The organism is Streptomyces litmocidini, assembly GCF_014649755.1.
Classification (GTDB): Bacteria; Actinomycetota; Actinomycetes; order Streptomycetales; family Streptomycetaceae; genus Streptomyces; species Streptomyces litmocidini.
Genome location: NZ_BMTQ01000012.1, coordinates 216509 through 235995, shown reverse-complemented (window position 1 = coordinate 235995; position 19487 = coordinate 216509). Strand labels below are relative to the sequence as shown.

Below are 19487 nucleotides of genomic sequence, written 5' to 3'. Positions count from 1 at the left end.
CGGCCCCCGACGTGCGCACCCGACTCCTCCCCCTGCTCATCGTGCTGATGGCCGGCGTGCTGCTGGCCCTCGGCTTCCCGCTCGCCGCCAGCCTCGCCGCGTCCGAGCAGCAGCGGGTCGTCGTCGACCGGCTCGACGACGCCGCGCGCTTCGCCGCCCTCGCCCAGTTCGTCGGCGAGAGCAGCGCCGGCGCCGACGAGCGGCGCGCCATCCTCGGCGGCGAACTCGCCAGCTACCACGACGTGTACGGCATCCGCGCCGGGATCTTCTACCGCGACAACCGGGCCATGGCCGCCGCCCCCGAGGACTGGATCGTCCCGTACGAAGGAGAGGGCCGGCGCGCCTTCAACGAGGCGCTGCTCGGACGCCGCAGCCACGACCCGCCCCAGGTCTGGCCCTGGCAGGGGGACGCGCGGCTCACCATCGCCTCCCCCGTCGTCCGCGACGGGGACGTCGTCGCCGTCGTCGTCACCGACTCGCCCACCGGACAGCTCCGCTCCCGCATCCTGCGCGGCTGGATGCTGATCTTCGCGGGCGAGGCCGCCGCGATGCTCCTCGCCGTCGGCGCCGCCTTCCGGCTCACCGGCTGGGTGCTGCGCCCGGTCCGCGTCCTCGACGCCGTCACCCACGACATCGCCACCGGGCGGATGAACTCCCGCGTCGCCGCCACCGGAGGACCGCCCGAACTGCGACGCCTCGCGCGCTCGTTCAACGAGATGGCCGACAACGTCGAGGACGCGCTCGAACAGCAGCGGGCCTTCGTCGCCGACGCCTCCCACCAGCTGCGCAACCCGCTGGCCGCGCTGCTCCTGCGGATCGAGCTGCTCGCCCTGGAGCTCCCCGAGGGCAACGAGGAGATCGCCTCCGTACGGACCGAGGGCAAGCGCCTCGCCCAGGTCCTCGACGACCTCCTCGACCTGGCGCTCGCCGAGCACGCGGCGGCCGAACTGCGGCTCATCGACGTCGGCGCGCTCACCGGCGAGCGGGTCGCGTCCTGGCGCCCGGTCGCCGAGGACAAGGGCGTCACGCTGACCGGGGAGCACGGGGCGGTCACCGCCTGGGCGGATCCGGTGGCCCTCTCCAGCGCCCTCGACGCGGTGATCGACAACGCGCTGAAGTTCACCCCCGCCGGGGAGGAGGTCACGGTCACGGTCGTCCCTGACCGGTCGACCGTCGCCGTGGTCGTCGCCGACCACGGGCCCGGCCTCACCGAGGAGGAGCTCGGCCGCGTCGGCGACCGCTTCTGGCGCTCGGGCCGGCACCAGAACGTCAAGGGCTCGGGCCTCGGCCTCTCCATCGCCCGCGTCCTGCTGACGGCGGGCGGCGGAGGCGTGACCTTCGCCCCGAACGAGCCGCACGGCCTGCGGGTGACGGTCACCGTCCCCCGGTACGCGCCCGCCGACCTGTAGGACGCGGCACGACGCGGCGCCTCAGGGCTTCACCGACCGGTAGTAGCGGCGGGCGCCGTCGTGGAGCTTCAGGGGTTCCGTGTACACGGCGGTGCGCAGGTCCACCAGCTGGGCCGGGTGGACCCGGCGGCCGATCCCGTCCCGGCTCCTGATCACCGTACGGGTGAAGCCCTCGACCAGGTCGTCGTCGGCGTCCACCGTGGTGACCAGCAGGTTCGCCACCGCCAGGGTCTCGATCGGCCGCCCGTCCTGCGCCTGGGAGTACGCGTCCGCCGGGATCACCGCCGACCGGTAGTAGCGGGTCGGGTCGCCGGCGTCGTGCAGCGCGTCGACCAGCCGCGCGTCCAGCGGGATCAGCCGGATCTGGAAGCGCTCGGACAGCGCCTGCACCGCCTGTGTCGGCAGCCCGCCCGACCAGAAGAAGGCGTCGAGCTCGTCCCGCTCCAGGAGCCCCGGCATCGTGTCGATGCCCGCCGAGACCGGCTCGACGTCCCGGTCGGGGGTCAGGCCCGCGGCCGCGAGGACCCGGTCGGCGATCAGGCGCACGCCGGACCCCGGCTGCCCGACCCCGACCCGGAGCCCGCGCAGGTCCTGGACCTTCTGAAGCGAGGAGCGCTTGCGCACGACGAGCTGTACGTAGTCGTCGTAGAGCCGTGCGCAGCCGCGCAGCCGCTCGAAACCGGGCCTGCGCTCGCGCTGGTACTGGGCCACCGCGTCGGCCGTGGCGATGGTGAAGTCGGCCTCGCCCGTGGCGACCCGGGCCAGGTTCTGCTGGGAACCCTCGCTCTCCTCGAGCGTTATCGACACCTCGGGCAGGTCCTGCGCCAGGGCGTTCTTGAGGAGATCGCCGTACCGCTGGTAGACGCCGGTGGGGACCCCCGTGCTGAAGGTGAGCGAGCCGCTCGGGGCGGGGGAGCCGAAGGGAACGAGCCACCACACCAGCACCCCGCACAGCGCGAGCAGCGCGGCCGAGACCGCGAGGGCGCGGCGGCGGGCGGCACGAGAGAGGGAGGGGAGCATGCCCGCGATCCTGCCAGGTCATCGCTGCCCCTGGCCAGGGCCGGCGGTGCGGGGGTGCCGGGGCGGCGCCGTCCCGAGGCCCGTGCCGTCCCCGGCGAGGGGGGCCGCGCGACCCGGCTCCGGGCCCGGAGGCGGCCCGTGCCCGGCCGGGGCACCGTCCCGTGTGCCGCCCTTCCCCCGAGCAGGGGCCCATCGCCCCGCGGGACGACCGCCCGCACGGGGCCGCGGCGCGTACGGGACGGGGTTCCGCTCTCCCCCGACGGGGACGTACGGGAGCGCCGCGCCCGGTCGGCGGGCGGCTCCGGCGGGCCCGCGGCCGGCGGCGGCCGGGTGGGTGAGGACCCCGTCACGCGCGGCCGGCCGCCCTCTCGTCCGAGCCCCGGATGCCCGCGCACGGGTGGGCCGGCGGGCCCGTGGACCGGCCCGGATCCGACCCCGCACGGCGGCCCCGAGTGCGCTCCGCCGAAGTGGTGAGCGGCCCCGTCGGCGCGCGCCGCGCCGTGTGTCCTGCCGGGGTGCCGGGGCCCCGGCGGTTAGCGTCGGAGCGCGCTCGGTGATCTTGAGGACAGTCCCCTGTCCGCCCCTGGCCCCCTTTCCGGGCGCCCCCGAACACCCCTGTCCCAAGGGAGTTCCCATGCCCACGCCGAAGGCATCGGCCCGCCGGCCGCCGCCCCGTACGCGGCGCAGGCCGCGCCCCCCCGCCGAGCAGCCCGTCGACGTCCTCGACGACGACGTCGCCGACCCGGTCGCGCGAAGGGCGACGACCCCGTGCCCGAGGCCGAGGAGCGGCGCCGCGCCGCCGCCTCACCCCGCCACGGCGGCGAGGCGGCGCGCCACCTCGTCCCGGCCCAGCGCCCGGGCCACGGCGGAGAGGTCCGGGCTGCGGGTGGCGCCCGTCAGCGCGACCCGGACCACGTTCGCGACCAGCCTCGGCGGTCCCGCCCAGCGGTCCGGGTCCCGGCGCCAGGAGGCCGTGTCCGGGGCGAAGCCGTGGCGCCCGGCGATCTCCGGGAGCCCCGCGAACCACTCGTCGGGGGAGAGGGCGGCGAAGTCGGCGGCGATCCTCCGCACGAGGTCCTCGGGGAGGTCGCCGTAGCGCTCGTCCCCGGGCGCCGGCGCCGGGCCGAAGAGCTCCGCGAAGAAGAAGCCGTACCGGTCGCGGAAGCACGACCAGCGCTCCAGGTCCTTGCGGGCGGGCGCACCCTCCGGCCGGCCCGTGGCCACGGCCGCCAGGGCGAGGTCCTCGTGGCGGGCGAGGACGGAGGCGAGCTCCGGGTCGTACTCCTCCGCCCAGGCGAGCAGCTGCCCGTACAGCTCCCCCGGGGTGAGCGAGGCGATGAACTCCCGGCTCAGCGAGTGCAGCTTGGGCAGGTCGAGGAGCGGGCCCGAGGGGCGCATGCCGTCCAGCCGGACCTCGGCGGCGAGCGCCTCGGCGGTGGGCACGTCCATCAGCCGGATGTTGGCGAGGCCCCGCAGGTAGTGCTGGACCGCGGCGGGCGGATAGCCGGCGGACAGGTAGTAGTCCACCGACGCCTCGGGGTCCTTGCGCTTGCTGAGCTTGCGGCGCGAGGGCCCCTCCGCCTTCATGAGCGGGGCGAGGTGCGCGTACGCGGGCGGCTCGAAGCCGAGCGCCGCGTGCAGCTGCAGATGGACCGGGGTCGAGGAGAGCCACTCCTCGCCCCGCACCACCAGCGTCACCCGCATCAGGTGGTCGTCCACGACGTGCGCGAAGTGGTAGGTCGGCAGCGGGAGTTCCTCCTCGGAGGACTTCAGGAGGACGATGTCGTTGCCGTTGTCCTGCAGGGTGACGGAGGCCCGGATGCGGTCCGTGAACCGGACCCGGCCGGGGAACTCGTACGGGCAGCGGAACCGCACCACGTACGGCTCGCCGGCCGCGAGCCGCCGCGCCGCCTCCTCCGGCGCCAGCGTCCGGCACGGCGCCCACCGCCCGTAGTAGCCCAGCGGGGAGCGGCCCGCGCGCTGCTCCTCCGCGCTCCGTGCGAGGAGGTCCTTGCCGCAGAAGCAGGGGTAGGCGCGGTCGCGGCGGAGCAGGTCCCGCACGTGGGAGAGGTAGACGTCCCGGCGCTCCGACTGGAGGTACGGTCCCCACGCCCCGTCCCCGGCGACACCCCCCTCGTCCGGGGCGAGGCCGAAGGCGCCGAGCAGCCGGGAGAACTCCTCCGCGGCGCCCGCCACCCGGCGGGACCGGTCGGTGTCCTCGACGCGCAGCACGTGCACCCCGCCCGACTGGCGGGCGAGCGCCCGGGCCACGGCCGCCGTGTAGAGGCCGCCGATGTGCAGGTGTCCGGTGGGGCTCGGGGCGAAGCGCGTGACCTCGGCACCGTCCGGCAGGGCGCGCGGCCCGAACCGCCGCTCCCAGTCGGCCGGTTCCGGGAGGTCGGGCGGGAACATCGCGTTGATGACGGACAGGTCGAGCACGGTGGACTCCCTCCTGGGTTTCCTGGAGCGCCTGGGTTCCTGGAGAGCCTGGGTTCCTGGAGGGATCCACCGTAGGCCGGGGACCGGCCGGTTCGAGCGGGGCGGGGGCCGGAGGCTGCGGAACCCCGAACCCTCTTCGGCGTTGTGGGCTGCGGGAGGGACGCCCGGTCAGTAGCGTCCCGAGGACCGTTCCGTACGACGACCGCAAGGGGGTGTGATGGGCGGCACGCGCGCGGTGGGCCTGCTCGCGCTCGGCTCCTTCGCCATGGGGACCGACGCCTACGCGATGGCCGGGCTGCTCCCGGACATGGGCGCCGACCTGGACGTCTCCGTCTCCCTCGCGGGCCAGTCCGTCACCGCCTTCACCCTCTGCTACGCGCTGGCCGCACCGCTCCTCTCGGCCGTCCTCGCCCGCTGGGGCACCCGGGCGGTCCTCGTCGCCGCGCTCGTCGTCTTCGTCCTCGCCAACACCGGTACGGCGCTGGCCGGTTCGTACGCCGCGCTCCTCGGCACCCGTGCCCTCGCCGGCGCCGGAGCCGGACTCTTCACCCCCGCGGCGGCCACCGCCGCCGTCGCGCTCGTCCCGCCCGAGCGGCGCGGACGCGCCCTCGGCCTGGTCCTCGGCGGGATGAGCGCGGGCACCGTGCTCGGCGTGCCGCTCGGGCTGCTCGTCGCGGCCGCCTCCGGCTGGCGGGCCGCCCTGTGGCTGATCACCGGGCTCGGCCTGGCCGCGCTGCTCGGCGTCGCGACGGCGCTGCCGCCCGTGCGGGGAGCCGCCGCGCCCTCGCTGCGGGCCCGGATCGGGGCCCTCGCCCGGCCCCGGACCGCCGTGGTCGTCGCCGTCACCTTCACCCAGACCGTGGCCAGCCTCGGGCTCTACACCTACCTCGAACCGGTGCTGCGCCGCGTCGCCGGCGTGGGCAGCGCGGTGCCGTACCTGTGGGTCTGGGGCATCGGCGGCGTCTGCGGCAGCCTCCTCGCCGGGACCCTCGTCGACCGGACGGGGCGGCCCGCCCGCCTCGCGGTCGCGCTCCTCGGCACCCTCGGCGCCGCCCTGGCGCTGCTGCCGTGGACCGGCGCCGTGCCCGGTCTCGTCCTGCTGCCCCTGCTCGTCTGGGGCGCGGCAGGCTGGGCCTTCGTCGTCCCGCAGCAGCACCGGCTGCTCGACGGGACGGCTTCCGGCGCCGCCGCCGTCGGCCTCAACAGCTCCGCCACCTACCTCGGCGGCGCCGTCGGCTCCGCGCTCGGCGGCCTCGCCCTCGCCCACGGGCTCGACGCCGGGCGGCTGCCGCTCCTGGCCGCCGCGGTCGCGCTCGCGGGAGTCCTCTTCCACCTCGCGGTGGCCCGGCGCGTCACCGGGTCACCCCTTCAGGAGCACGCCCACGAGGCCGGACCGCGCGGCCAGGACCAGGCCCACGAAACAGGCCCGCACGTCCCGGACCACGCCCACGAAGCCGGACCGCACGTCCCGGACCACGCCCACGGGGCCGGAGCCGCGGACGCGACCGCGGCCGGGCCCCCCGAAAGGAACGCCTCATGAAATTCGGCGTCAATCTGCCCAACTACGGCCCCGAGGCCACCCCCGACGCCCTCGCCGACTGGGCGCTGCGGATCGAGGCGATGGGCTACCACTACGTCATGGTCTCCGACCACGTCGCGCTCACCCCGGACGTCCAGCACCTCTTCCCCGCCCCGTTCTACGACCCCTTCGCGACCCTCGCCTGGCTCGCCGGCGTCACCAGGACGGTGGGACTCGGCACGACGGTGACGATCCTCCCGTACCGGCACCCCGTGCACACCGCCCGCGTCGCCGCCAACATCGACCGGTTCAGCAACGGCCGGCTGGTGTTCGGCGCGGCGGCCGGCTGGGCCGCCCGGGAGTTCGCGGTCCTCGACGTCCCGTACCGCAAGCGCGGGGCCATCAGCGACGAGTACCTCGCCGCCATCAAGGCCTGCTGGGCCGACGAGGTCGCCTCCTTCGACGGCGCCCACGTCTCCTTCCGCGAGGTCCACACCGGGCCGCTGCCCGTGCAGCGCCCCGGCCCGCCCGTCTGGGTCGGCGGCCACAGCTACGGGGCGCTGCGCCGGGCCGTCCGCCTCGGCGACGCCTGGCACCCCACCTCCGTCTCCGGCGACTGGCTCCTCGGCGTGGGCCTGCCCACGCTCCGCCAGGTCGCCGAGGAGCAGGAACGGCCGGTGCCCGCCCTCTCCCCCCGGATCAAGCTGCGGGTCACGCCCCGGCCGCTGGGCCCGGGACGACTGCTCGGCGAGGGCACCCGGGAGCAGATCGCCGACGACCTCGGACTCCTCCAGGACCTGGGCGCCCAGGCCGTCGTCCTCGACCCCACCTACCCGGGCGACCGGCGTGAGGCGGGCCGCACGGCGCGGGACCTGGACGTCCTGGAGGCGCTGGTCGAGGAGGCCGTCGACGTGGACGCGGGCTGCGTACGATGAGAAAGCGCTGACGGGGAGCGGGGGAGGGGTGCGGGACGTGACCGATCTGGACCTGCGGAAGCTGCGCGTGCTCAGGGAACTCAGCGAGCGCGGCACCGTCAGCGCCGCCGCCCGGGCCCTCCACCTCACCCCGCAGGCCGTCTCGCAGCAGATCAGCGCCCTGGGGCGGGAGCTGGGCGTCCCGCTCACCGAACCGTCCGGGCGCCGGCTGCGCCTCACCGGAGCGGCGCGGATCGTGCTCCGGCACGCCGACGCCGTCTTCACCCAGGTCGAGCAGATGCGGGCGGAGCTCGCCGCGCACGGCAGCGGCGAGCGCGGCGAGGTCGCGGTGGCCGGTTTCTCCACCACCCTCTCGGCGCTGATCCTGCCCGCCGTGGCCCGGCTGCGGGAGAGCCGGCCGCTCCTGCGGACCTCGCTCGCCGAGGTCGACCCGCCGGAGAGCTTCTCCATGCTGCACCGCGGCGAGACGGACGTCGTCATCTCTGCGGACGCCGCGCACCGCCCCGGGGCGGCGGGCGAGGAGGGGCGCTTCGACGCGCGGTTCCACCGGGTCGCGCTCTGCGAGGACCCCTTCGACATCGCCCTGCCGGAGGGCCACCGGCTCCTCGACAGCCCCCGGCTGCTCCTCGCCGACCTCGCCGAGGAGACCTGGATCTTCGCGACGACGGGCCTGTGCCACGACATCGGCGTCGCCGCCTGTACGGCCGCCGGGTTCACCCCGCAGGCCTCCCACGCCATCGGCGACTGGGACGCCACGCTCGCGGCGGTGCGACTCGGCCTCGGGGTCGCGCTCGTCCCGCGGATGGCCAAGCCGGCGCCGCGGCCCGAGGTGACGATCCGGGCGTTCAGCGAGCGGGCCCCGTCCCGCACGGTCTTCGCGGCCGTACGGGAGGGCAGCCAGACCTCCCCGGAGATCGCCGCCGTCCTGGACGCGCTCCGCACGGTGGCCCGGGCGGCCGTCGCCCCCTGACCGGGCGGAACACGATTCGCCACGGCTCGTGGAAGGTACCGTCCACGAGCCGTTGCTGGACCCGTCAGGCCGCCGCTGCGAGGCTCGTTCCCGTACCGCGGGTCACTTCGCGCGCCCCTCCTCCTCCGCCTCCTCTCCTCCTGGATCGGGAACACCCATGTCCAAAGCCACGTACGCGCGGCTGGCCGCGCTCAGCCTCATCTGGGGCTCCGTCTTCCTGTGGATCAAGATCGCCGGATACGGCTTCTCACCCGTGCAGATGGTGCTCATCCGGCTCGCCCTCGGCGCCGTCGTCATCCTCGCCATCGGCTACGCGAAGGGACTCCGGCTGCCCAAGGAACCCGCCGTCTGGGGGCACCTGACGGTCGCCGCGCTCCTCGGCAACGCCGTCCCCTGGACCCTCTACGCCGAGGGCGAGATCGCCGGCTCCAGCAGCGTCGCCGCCGTGGTCAACGGCAGCGCGCCGATCTGGACCCTGGCCGCGGCCCTGCTCCTCGGCCAGGAGAAGCGGGTCTCCGGATTCAAGGCGGGCGGGGTGCTGCTCGGCCTCGGAGGCACCGCGCTCATCGCCTCACCCTGGAACGCCGCCTCGGCGGGCACCGGTTGGAGCATCCTCTGCTTCGTCCTCGGCTCGATCAGCTTCGGCGCCAGCTTCGCGTACATGGGCAGGTTCCTCGTGGGCAAGGGCGTTCCGCCGCTGATGCTGGCGGGCGGACAGCTCAGCGCGGCGACCGTGCTGCTCCTCGCCGCCTTCCCGTTCCTCGGCCTCCAGACCGTGACCTGGCGCGCCGACTCGGTGGTCTCGGTCCTCGTCCTCGGCGTCGTCTGCACCGGCTTCGCCGCCCTGCTCAACTTCGAACTGATCATCAAGGACGGGCCCACGGTGGCCTCCACCGTCACCTATCTGATGACCGCGGTGGCCGTCGTGCTCGGCGCCGTCGTGCTGCGCGAACCGCTCGGCTGGACCGTGTGGCTCGGCGCGGTGGCGGTGCTCGCGGCCACCGGCCTGCTGCGGCGCAAGCCGAAGCCGGCGGCCGAACCGGCTCCCGGAGCCGCCCCCGTACCGGCGCCGGCGGCGGCCGATTAGCCGGACGCAATCAGCAGGGCCGGGGAACCCAGAAATGCCGGGCCGTCATCCGCAATATTGTGTTCACCAATGGGGCGGGTGGCGGGTGGTAGCGTCGCAAGCGGAAACACCCGGCCTTTATGGGGGAGTCGCACGTGGCTTTTGTGGTCGAACTCGTTTTCCGTGGCAATGAGACGGACCGGTTGAGTTTCGGAGAAGCTCACCGGGCCTACTGGAAGAAAATGGCCGCGCGCGGCGTCCTGCTCGGCGGCGGCCCCTGGCGGGACGGCACCGGGGAGTTCCTGGTCTGCGAGGCCCCCGACCGCCGCACCCTCTTACGGGTGCTGTACGCCGACCCGTACGCGCAGGCGCAGGTCATCGGCGAACTGCGCGTCCGGGAATGGAACGCCGTCATGGGCCACGTGGTCCTCGCCGGCCTCGAGCGCTCCACCGGAGGCGCCGGGACCCACGAGCGAATACGCGGGGGCGTGCCGGCACCCGGCGCGCCGCCCACCCCGGCACCCGTCACCCCGCCGAGCGCCCGTGAGGAGCTGACCGCCCACGAGCGGCGCATCGCCACGATGATGCTAGACGGCCTGACCAACAAGCAGATCGCCGAGTCCTTCACGGTCTCCACCCGGGCCGTGGAGCTCCACATCACCCGGATCTACCGGAAGCTCGACATCCGCAGGCGCGCCCAACTGGCCGCTGCCATCGACCGGTTCGAAGCCGCGCTGGCCTGCTGATCGTTCCGTCCCACCCACAGACGAAGGGGAGTCACCATGCCGCTGGTCGAGATGACCGTTCCCGAGGGCACCCTGTCCGAAGCCGCCGCGGAGGTCCTGCAGCAGCGGGTCGCCGACTCCGTGCTGACGGCCATGGAGCTGCCCCGCACCGACTTCTTCGCCGCCGCCACCTGGGTCTACGTCCGCGAGGCCGCCAAGGGGCTCGCGACCACCGGCACCGGCCGGCCCCCGGGCGTCCTGGTCGTCGTCACGCCCCTGGAGGGCTTCCTCACCCCCGAGCGGAACGAGGCGCTGGCCGCCGAGGTCACCCGGCACGTCCACGAGGCGACGGACCCCGACACCGTCGTCTGGCTCGTCGTGAACGAGATCCCGGAGGGGAACTGGGCCGTGAACGGCGCGCTCACCCGACGCGCGAAGATCGACGAACTCGTCGCCGAGGCGTCGTCCCGGGCGAGCTGAATTCCGCATTCCTTCAGGCGGCGGCGCCGCACCGTATTCACGGTGCGGCGCCTTCCGCATTTCCGGGGCCCCGCAAAGGGGTGCGGATTCCCGTATCGATGTGCGGGCCGTCCCGCCCGTACGGTGATCTCAATGGCACCGACGGATGGGAGAGACTCGTTCATGGCTCTGCAATCGGCGCCGCGGCTCGGTGTGGTGGTTCCGTCCGGAAACGCCGCCGCCGAACCCGAGATCCACAGCCTCGTAAGCCCCGAATTCAATGTCCACACCTCTCGGTTCCCGGTACTTCCCGGAAAAGACCTGCGCGGCCGTCTCGAAAAGTACAACGACGCGCTCCCCGAAGTGCTCGGGAATTTCGGCGGACTGCGTCTCGACGCGGCCGTCGTCTCCTGCACCGGCTCGCACTACCTCCTCACCCCCGAAGGCGACCGCGCCCTCTGCGCGGAACTCTCCGAGCGGGTCGGAGCACCCGTGCGGTCCGCGGCCCTGGCCATCCTCGACACCGCGCGGGCCGTGGGCGCCGAGCGGCTCGTCCTCGTCTCGCCGTACGAGCCCTGGCTCACCGAACTCTCCCACGCCTACTGGGAGTCGGCCGGGCTCACGGTCGACCGGATCGTGAAGATCCGGGCCGGCGCGCGCTTCTCCCCGTACGACGTGACCACCGGGGAACTCGTCGCCCAGGTCCGGGAGGCCGAACTCCCGGAGGACGCGACCCTGCTGTTCACCGGCACCGGCATGTTCACCTTCGACGCCCTCGCCGAGCTCGGCCGGGACAGCGGACGCACCCTGCTCACCTCCAACCTGGCGAGCGCCTGGTGGGCCCGCGACACCCTCGGCCTCCCGGCCGACGGCCCCGGCGCCCACCCGCTGCTGCGCCGGCTGGCCGAGAAGACCGGCGGCCGTGACGGCGCCCACGGGCCCGCCGCCGTGGCCGTGTCGTGAGCGGCCACAGAACACCCCACGGCCCCGTCGCCGTCGTCGGCGCCGGACCGGTGGGACTGACCGCCGCGCTCGTCCTGGCCCGCGCCGGGACCCCGGTGACCGTCCTGGAGTCCAGGAGCGAACTGGCCACCGAGTCCCGGGCCTCCACCTTCCACCCCGCCACCCTCGACCTCCTCGACGAACTCGGCGTCGCGGCCGCCCTGCGCGGCCGGGGCCGCACCGTCGACCGCGTCCAGTGGCGCGACCTGGACGGCGGCGTGCACGCCGAGCTGGAGTACGCCCTGCTCGCCGGGCACACCCGCCACCCGTACCGGCTCCACGTCGAACAGGCCCGGCTCACCCCCCTGCTGCTCGACGCGCTGACCGCGACCGGCCTCGCCGACGTACGGTTCGGGGCCACCGTCACCGGAGCCGACGAGACCGGAGACGGGGTACGGCTGCGCACCGAGGACGCGGCGGGGAGGGCCACCGACAGCCACCACCCGTACGTCCTGGCGGCCGACGGCAGCCGCAGCGGGCTGCGCGAGCTCGCCGGGCTGCCCGGCACGGCCCAGGAGTACCCGGACTACGCGCTGCGCGTGGTCACCGACGCCCCGCTCGACGAACTGGTCCCCGGGCTCGCCGCGCTGACGTACGTCCGCGACCCCCGGGGCTCGGTCAGCGTGCTCGGGATGCCCGACCACTGGCGGCTCGTCTTCCGGATCCGGCGCGGGACGCCCCGCGACGAGGTGCTCGCGCCGGACGCCGTGCGCGCCCGGGTCGACCGGGCCCTGCCCGGCGGTGCCGGACGGGCCGTGCGCGTCACGGACGCGCACACCTACCGGCTCGCGCGGTTCCTGCTGCCGCGCTACCGGGTCGGCCGGATCCTGTTCGCCGGGGACGCGGCCCACCTCACGTCCACCGCCGGCGGACTGAACATGAACTGCGGGATCCACGACGCCGTGGAGACCGGCAGGGCCCTCGCCACCGTCCTGCGGACGGGCACGGGCGACGAGACACCGCTCGACACGGCCCTCGGCCGACGCCGCTCCGTCGTCGAGACGGCCGTCCTCCCGCGCAGCGAGGCCCGCACGGCCGGCCTGGGAAGCCCGGCCGAACTCCGCGCCCGGATCGCCGACCTGAGGCGCACCGCGGCGGACCCCCGCGCGGCCACCGCCTACCTGCTCGAGGCATCGCTCCTCGACGTCGCACCACGACCCCGGAAAGCCGCTCCACGATCCCCGAAAGCCGCACCACGGCCCCCGAAAGGTGACGCACATGCGGATCTGGTTCCACAAGCACACCGTTGAAGGACGCCTGCCGCTGCTCGACCAGTGGTACCGCGAGCACCTCGACGCGATCGCCGCACCCGGCACCACCGTCGACATCAAGACCCTGCCGGCCGACACGTACCCCGACCGCACCCCCTTCGGCCTCGTCGGCCACCACTCCGCCCAGGTGCTCTTCAGCCGGCACTTCTCCGAGTCCGCGCTGGTCGCGGAGCGGGAGGGATACGACGCCTGGGTGATCGCCGCCGGCCAGGACCCCGGCCTGCGGGACGCCCGCCACCTCGCCTCCATCCCGACCCTCGGCTACGGCGAGACGGCCTTCTTCCTCTCGGCGCTCACCGGCCAGCGCTTCGGCGTCCTCGGCTTCATGCCGCCGCTGGAGGAGCCCATCAGGGCCAACATCCGCCAGTACCGCCTGGAGTCCTCGCTCAGTTCGTACGAGGTCGTCCCCGGCGGCTGGGACTCCGTGCACCGCTCCCTGGAGGGCGACTTCGACGAGTTCGTCGAGGTGTACTCGGCGGCCGCCGAGCGCGCCGCCCGGGCCGGCGCCGAAGTCATCATCCCCGCCGAGGGCATCCCCAACGAGATCCTCTGGCACCTCGGCATCCACGAGCTCCACGGCCTGCCCGTGATCGACCCCGCCGGACTCGCCGTGAAGCTCGCGGAGACCCTCGTCCAGCTGGGCGAGCTGAAGCTCTTCCAGCGCAGCGGCCACGGCTACTGGTTCAGCCGCCCCGACGAGCCCGTCGCCAAGCACCTGGAGCAGGTCTTCCTCGGCTCGGCCCTCTAGGAGATGCCGTGTCCGCAGCCCCGCACGCCCCGCGCGCCGGGAACCCCGCACCGCGCCCGCGCCCGCACCCCCACCGCCCCGCACCGCACGCCGCCACGCCTTCGAGGGAGCCACGCCCATGACGTACGACGCCTACGGCCGCAACACCGCGGCCACCGACCCCGCCGCCCCCTACTACCGGCCGCGCCGCCTCCGCCGCACCCCCGCGCTGCGCCGCTTCGCCGCCGAGACCCGCGTCGGCCCCGCCAACCTCGTCCAGCCCCTCTTCCTCCGCGAGGGCCTCACCGAACCGCGTGAGATCCCCTCCATGCCGGGCGTCTTCCAGCACACCCGCGACTCCCTCCGCAAGGCCGCCGCCGAGGCCGTGGCCAACGGGGTCGGCGGACTCATCCTCTTCGGCATCCCCGAGCACAAGGACCCCACCGGCACCGGCGCCGTCGACCCCGACGGCATCCTCCAGGTCGCCCTGCGCGACGTCGTCGCCGAGGTCGGCGACTCCACCGTCGTCATCGGCGACATCAACCTCGACGAGTACACCGACCACGGCCACACCGGCGTCCTCGACGCCAACGGCGACGTCGACAACGACGCCAGCATCGAGCTGTACGCGCGGGCCGCCGTCGTCCAGGCCGACGCCGGCGCCCAGATCGTCGCCCCCAGCGGCATGATGGACGGCCAGGTCCGCCGCATCCGCGAGGCCCTCGACCGGGCCGGACACCAGTCCGTGGCCATCCTCGGTTACTCCGCCAAGTACGCCTCGCACTTCTACGGCCCCTTCCGCGACGCCGTCGAATCCACCCTGCGCGGCGACCGCAAGGGCTACCAGCAGTACCCCGGCAACATCCGCGAATCCCTCCTGGAGGTCTCGCTCGACGTCGCCGAGGGCGCCGACCTGGTCATGGTCAAGCCCGCCCTCGCCTACCTCGACATCGTCCGGCTCATCGCCGACCACGTGCAGGTGCCCGTCTCCGCCTACCAGGTCTCCGGCGAGTACTCCATGGTCGAGGCGGCCGCCGCCAAGGGCTGGATCGACCGCGACCAGGTCGTCCGGGAGAGCCTCGCCTCCATCCACCGCGCCGGCGCCACCCAGATCATCACCTACTGGGCCTCCGAGTTCGCCCAGAGCCTGGACCGGTGACCCGGTGACCTCGTCCTCCTCCATGCTGGTCCTCGGCATCAGCCACGCCAGCGCCCCGCTCGACCTCCTGGAGAGACTCGCCGGCACCGACCGGCCCGCCGAGGAACTCGTCTCCGACGTGACCTCCGTCGACGGCATCGACGCCGCCGTCGTCGTCTCCACCTGCAACCGCCTGGAGATCTACGCCGAGACCCGGACCACCCCCTCCGATCCGGACCGACTCGACGGACTCGGCGAACTGTTCGCCCGGCACACCGGCGTCGACCCCGCCGAGATCGCCCCGCACCTCTACAGCCACCACGCCGACGGAGCCGTGCGCCACCTCTTCGCCGTGGCCTCCGGACTCGAATCGGTCGTCGTCGGCGAGGACCAGATCCTCGGCCAGGTCAAACTGGGCCTCGAACGGTCCCAGCGGCTCGACCGGACCGGCCGGGTCCTCGCCAAGGCCGTCCAGACCGCCCTGCGGGTCGGCAAGCGGGCCCGCAACGAGACCGGGCTCAACGAGGCCGGCCGCTCGCTCGCCACCGCCGGACTCGGCTTCTTCGAGCGCCGCGTCGGCTCCCTGCACGGCAAGACCGCCCTCGTCATCGGCGCCGGAGCCTTCGCCGGCGTCGTCGTCGCCGCCCTGCGCCGCTCCGGCCTCGACCGGGTCCACGTCGCCAACCGCACCCCCGAGAAGGCCCAGCGGCTCGCCGAGACCACCGGGGGAGCGGGCTACGACCTGGCCGACGTGCCCCGGCTGCTCACCGAGGTGGACGTCGTCGTCGGCGCCACCGCCGCCACCGGCCACCTCGTCACCGCCCGGCACGTGGAGGAGGCGCTCGCCGCCCGGGACGGCCGCGAACTGTTCCTGCTCGACCTGTCCCTGCCGCACAACATCGCGCCCGCGGCGGCGGAACTGCCCGGCGTCACCTTCGTCGACCTGCGCCGGATCGCGGAGGAGGGCCAGGAGGACGAGATCTCCGCCGCCAGCGTCCAGGCCGCGCACGAGCTGATCGACGCCGAGGTCGAGCAGTTCCGCACGGGCCTGCGGCTCGCCGGCGCCAAGCCCGTCCTCACCGCCCTGCGCACCGCCGCCACCGAGGCCGCCGAGGCCGAACTCGACCGGCTCGCCCGCCGCCTCGACGGGCTCGACGGCGCGGCCCGGCAGGAGATCGGCCGCAGCGTCCGCCGCATCGTCGACAAGGCCCTCCACCAGCCCACCGTCCTGGTGCGCGAGCTGGCGGCCGACCCGGACGGCGCCCGGCACATCGCCGCCTTCACCCGCCTCTTCGCCGCGGTGGAACCCACCGACGCCGGCGACACCGACACCACGAACGAGAAGAAGATCGAGGCCATCGCATGAGTGACATCTCGGCCCTCTGGGAAGCCGGATCCATCGCCGTCATCGGGGCCAGCGAGCGCCCCGGCGCCCTGGGCCGCAAACCGCTCGACTACCTCCTCCGGTACGGCTACAAGGGCCGGATCCTGCCGGTCAACCCGCGCTCCCCGGAGATCCTCGGCGTCCCCGCGTACCCCAGCGTCAAGGACGCCCCGGGCCCCGTCGACCTGGCCCTGATCATGGTCTCCGCCGAGCGGGTCCCCGGCGCCGTCGACGACTGCGTCGCCGCCGGCGTCAAACTCGCCGTCATCGCCTCCTCCGGCTTCGCCGAGACCGGCGAGGAGGGCGCCCGCCTCCAGGCGGAGGTCGTCGCCAAGGCCCGTGCCGGAGGCCTGCGGATCATCGGACCCAACTGCATCGGCGCCGTCGGCTACGAGAACCGCGTCCTCGCCACCTTCAGCCCGCTCTTCGGCGCCGAGTCCGTGCCCTTCGAGCCCGGCACCCTCGCCTTCGTCAGCCAGAGCGGCGCCCTCGGCTTCGGCGCCGCCAGCCTCGCCCTGGAGCGGGGCCTGCGCCCCGGCTGGGTGGTCAGCACCGGCAACGACGCCGACGTCACCGCCCTCGAAGTCCTCCGCGAACTGGCCGCCGTCCCCGAGGTCACCGGCCTCCTCGGCTACCTGGAGGACACCCCCGACATCGGGACGCTGCGCGAACTGGCCGGCTCCGGCAAGCCCGTCGCCCTCCTCAAGTCCGGCCGCACCGAGGCGGGCGGCCGCGCCGCCGCCTCGCACACCGGCGCCCTCGCCACCGACGACCGGGTCCTGGACGCCGCCCTGCGCGGCCTCGGCATCGTCCGCGTCGAGGACATCGACGAACTCCTCGACGTGGCCCGGGTATTCGAGTCCGAGCGGCGCCCCGCGGGCAACCGCGTCGCCGTCGTCACCACCTCCGGCGGCTCCGGCATCCTCGCCGCCGACGCCGTCGAGGCCCACGGCCTGGAGCTCAGCGCACTGGAACCGCGCAGCAAGGAGGCGCTCGCCGAGATCGTCCCCGCCTTCGGGGCCATCGACAACCCGGTCGACATCACGGCCACCGTCCTCAGCGACCCCTCCCTGTTCGACCGCTCCCTCGACGTCCTGATCGCCGACGACACCGTCGACATCATCGTCGCCGCCTTCTGCGTGATGGCCGGACCCGACGTCGAGAAGGCCGTCGACGCCCTCTCCCGCGCCGCCGCGAAGGGCGGCAAGCCCATCCTCGTCGCCCGCACCGGCGCCGACTTCCTCGCCCCCGACGCCCCGCGCGACCTGCGCGAGGCCGGGCTGCCCGAGTACCCGACGCCGGCCCGCGCCCTGCGCGCCGCCGCCGCCCTCTGGGAGGTCAGCCGCCCCCGTGCGCTCCCGGACGCCCCCCGCCCCGGGACCGTCCCCGGCCCCGGCGCGGAGGCCACGGAGCCCGAGCTCAAGCGGCTCCTCGCCGAGGCGGGGATCTCCGTGCCGAAGGGCCGGATCGCGACGGACGCCGAGGACGCGGCCCGCGCCGTGACCGAGGCCGGCGGTACGGCGGTGCTCAAGGCCGTGGTGCCCGGACTGCTCCACAAGACGGAGGCGGGAGGCGTCGAGATCGGCGTCACCGCCGAGGCCGCGCCCGAGGCGTACGGCCGGCTCGCCGCGCTCGGCGGCCAGGTCCTCGTCGAGGAACTCGTCGACGAGGGGGTCGAGTTGATCGTGGGCGTCCACACCACCGACCTGGGCCCCGTGCTCACCGCCGGCCTCGGCGGGATCTTCACCGAGGTCCTCGACGACGTCGGCCACCGCCTCCTGCCGCTGGCGCCGGGCGAGGGCGCCGAGCTCCTCGCCGGGCTGCGCGGCGCGAAGGTGCTCGCCGGCGTCCGGGGCCGGGACGCCGTGGACGTCGGGGCCGCCGCCGCACTCCTCCACCAGGTCGGCGAACTGGTCCAGGACTGGCCGGCCGGCTTCGCCCTCGACCTCAACCCCGTACGGGTCCTCACGAAGGGCGCGGTCGTCCTGGACGCCGCCCTGAGCTTCGACGCCCCCGAGGAGACGGCCCGATGAGCACGGGAGAGACGCACAGCAAGGCCCTCTTCGAGCGCGCCCGCAAGGTCACCCCCGGCGGCGTCAACTCCCCGGTCCGCGCCTTCGGCGCCGTCGGCGGCACCCCCCGCTTCATCGCCTCCGCCCAGGGCCCGTACCTCACCGACAGCGACGGCAACGAGTACGTCGACCTCATCTGCTCCTGGGGCCCGATGATCCTCGGCCACCGCCACCCCGCCGTCGTCGAGGCGGTCACCCGGGCCCTGGAACGGGGCACCTCCTTCGGGGCCCCCTCCACCGGAGAGGTCGAACTCGCCGAGGAGATCGTCGACCGGGTCGCCCCCGTCGAACAGGTGCGCCTGGTCAGCTCCGGCACCGAGGCGACGATGTCGGCGATCCGCCTGGCGCGCGGCTTCACCGGCCGCTCCAAGATCGTGAAGTTCGCCGGCTGCTACCACGGTCACGTCGACGCGCTCCTCGCCTCGGCCGGCTCCGGCCTCGCGACCTTCGCGCTGCCCGACACCCCGGGCGTCACCGGAGCCCAGGCGAGCGACACGATCGTCCTGCCCTACAACGACCTGACGGCGGTCGAGAAGGTCTTCGCCGAGATCGGCGACGAGATCGCCGCCGTCATCACCGAGGCGGCCCCCGGCAACATGGGCGCCGTCCCCCCGCTGCCCGGCTTCAACGCCGGCCTGAAGGAGATCACCGCCCGCCACGGCGCGCTGTTCGTCTCCGACGAGGTCATGACCGGCTTCCGGGCCAGCCGCTCCGGCTGGTACGGCCGGGACGGCGTCGCCCCCGACCTGCTGACCTTCGGCAAGGTCATGGGAGGCGGCTTCCCCGCGGCGGCCTTCGGCGGACGCGCGGACGTCATGGCCCACCTCGCCCCGGCGGGCCCCGTCTACCAGGCGGGCACCCTCTCCGGGAACCCGGTCGCCACCGCCGCCGGCCTCGCCACCCTGCGGCACAGCACCCCCGAGGTGTACGAGCGGCTGGACGAGGTCTCGGCCACGATCGGCGCCGAGGTCTCCGCCGCCCTCGCCAAGGAGGGCGTGGCGCACCGGCTGCAGTACTCCGGCACCATGTTCTCGGTCTTCTTCGGCGAGGACGAGGTGGTGGACTTCGACGGGGTCCGCGCCACCGAGGCGTACCGCTACACCCCGTTCTTCCACGAGCTGCTGCGGCAGGGCGTCTATCTGCCGCCCTCGCCCTTCGAGGCCTGGTTCGTCTCGGCCTCGCACGACGACCGGGCCGTGAGCCGGGTGGTCGAGGCGCTCCCGGCCGCGGCGGCCGCCGCGGCGGCGGCGAGGCGCTGACGGCAGGGGCGTACAGGCAGGGTCGTACGGACAGGGTCGTACAGGAGGAAGAGCCCCCGTGATCCACGGGGGCTCTTCCTGTGCCGGGTGAC

Annotated in this window: 16 protein-coding genes; 14 read left to right on the top strand and 2 right to left on the bottom strand. The window is 74.6% G+C overall.

Annotated elements, in window-relative coordinates:
* Positions 1 to 11 precede the first annotated feature (11 nt).
* Positions 12 to 1409 (top strand): sensor histidine kinase, encoded by a 1398-nt coding sequence (locus IE180_RS24830; protein ID WP_190159161.1) that lies wholly within the window; start codon positions 12 to 14, stop codon positions 1407 to 1409.
* Between the two features lie 21 nt (positions 1410 to 1430).
* On the opposite strand, the gene IE180_RS24825 is transcribed toward IE180_RS24830, so the two are convergent.
* Both IE180_RS24825 and IE180_RS37240 read right to left on the bottom strand, forming a co-directional pair.
* Entirely contained in the window at positions 1431 to 2429 is a 999-nt protein-coding gene (locus tag IE180_RS24825) for a TAXI family TRAP transporter solute-binding subunit (protein WP_190159160.1), read from the bottom strand.
* An 804-nt stretch (positions 2430 to 3233) separates the two neighbouring features.
* A complete protein-coding gene (locus IE180_RS37240; protein WP_190159159.1) occupies positions 3234 to 4868 on the bottom strand; it encodes a glutamate--tRNA ligase in 1635 nt (544 codons plus the stop codon).
* 217 nt (positions 4869 to 5085) lie between these two features.
* Here IE180_RS37240 and IE180_RS24815 point away from each other — a divergent pair, with 217 nt between their 5' ends.
* The 13 genes from IE180_RS24815 (at position 5086) to hemL (ending at position 19395) form a co-directional block, all read left to right on the top strand.
* Positions 5086 to 6408, top strand: a complete 1323-nt coding sequence (locus IE180_RS24815; RefSeq protein WP_190159158.1) for an MFS transporter — start codon at positions 5086 to 5088, stop codon at positions 6406 to 6408.
* Positions 6405 to 7322 (top strand): TIGR03619 family F420-dependent LLM class oxidoreductase, encoded by a 918-nt coding sequence (locus IE180_RS24810; protein ID WP_190159157.1) that lies wholly within the window; start codon positions 6405 to 6407, stop codon positions 7320 to 7322. The genes IE180_RS24815 and IE180_RS24810 overlap by 4 nt, the downstream gene beginning before the upstream one ends.
* Positions 7323 to 7359: 37 nt before the next feature.
* Positions 7360 to 8292: a LysR family transcriptional regulator gene (locus IE180_RS24805; RefSeq protein ID WP_229860831.1), complete on the top strand. Its 933-nt coding sequence runs from the start codon at positions 7360 to 7362 to the stop codon at positions 8290 to 8292.
* A gap of 157 nt (positions 8293 to 8449) precedes the next feature.
* A complete protein-coding gene (locus tag IE180_RS24800) occupies positions 8450 to 9379 on the top strand; it encodes a DMT family transporter (protein ID WP_190159155.1) in 930 nt (309 codons plus the stop codon).
* 119 nt (positions 9380 to 9498) lie between these two features.
* Positions 9499 to 10104, top strand: coding sequence for a LuxR C-terminal-related transcriptional regulator (locus IE180_RS24795; protein ID WP_268255489.1), 606 nt, complete (start codon positions 9499 to 9501; stop codon positions 10102 to 10104).
* A gap of 36 nt (positions 10105 to 10140) precedes the next feature.
* The gene (locus IE180_RS24790) at positions 10141 to 10563 is read left to right on the top strand and encodes a tautomerase family protein (RefSeq protein WP_190159153.1); all 423 of its coding nucleotides are present in this window, start codon (positions 10141 to 10143) and stop codon (positions 10561 to 10563) included.
* 342 nt (positions 10564 to 10905) lie between these two features.
* Positions 10906 to 11505, top strand: a complete 600-nt coding sequence (locus tag IE180_RS24785; RefSeq protein WP_308434448.1) for an aspartate racemase/maleate isomerase family protein — start codon at positions 10906 to 10908, stop codon at positions 11503 to 11505.
* The gene (locus IE180_RS24780) at positions 11502 to 12794 is read left to right on the top strand and encodes an FAD-dependent oxidoreductase (RefSeq protein ID WP_190159151.1); all 1293 of its coding nucleotides are present in this window, start codon (positions 11502 to 11504) and stop codon (positions 12792 to 12794) included. Before IE180_RS24785 ends, IE180_RS24780 begins: the two co-directional genes overlap by 4 nt.
* A complete protein-coding gene (locus tag IE180_RS24775) occupies positions 12763 to 13563 on the top strand; it encodes an aspartate/glutamate racemase family protein (protein WP_093873741.1) in 801 nt (266 codons plus the stop codon). The genes IE180_RS24780 and IE180_RS24775 overlap by 32 nt, the downstream gene beginning before the upstream one ends.
* 118 nt (positions 13564 to 13681) lie before the next feature.
* A complete protein-coding gene (hemB, locus tag IE180_RS24770; RefSeq protein WP_190159150.1) occupies positions 13682 to 14701 on the top strand; it encodes a porphobilinogen synthase in 1020 nt (339 codons plus the stop codon).
* A 4-nt stretch (positions 14702 to 14705) separates the two neighbouring features.
* Entirely contained in the window at positions 14706 to 16046 is a 1341-nt protein-coding gene (gene hemA, locus IE180_RS24765) for a glutamyl-tRNA reductase (RefSeq protein ID WP_190159149.1), read from the top strand.
* Complete coding sequence (locus tag IE180_RS24760; RefSeq protein ID WP_190159148.1) at positions 16043 to 18097, top strand: acetate--CoA ligase family protein; 2055 nt, start codon at positions 16043 to 16045, stop codon at positions 18095 to 18097. The genes hemA and IE180_RS24760 overlap by 4 nt, the downstream gene beginning before the upstream one ends.
* On the top strand, positions 18094 to 19395 hold the full coding sequence (hemL, locus tag IE180_RS24755) for a glutamate-1-semialdehyde 2,1-aminomutase (RefSeq protein ID WP_190159147.1): 1302 nt from the start codon (positions 18094 to 18096) through the stop codon (positions 19393 to 19395). The genes IE180_RS24760 and hemL overlap by 4 nt, the downstream gene beginning before the upstream one ends.
* Positions 19396 to 19487 lie beyond the last annotated feature (92 nt).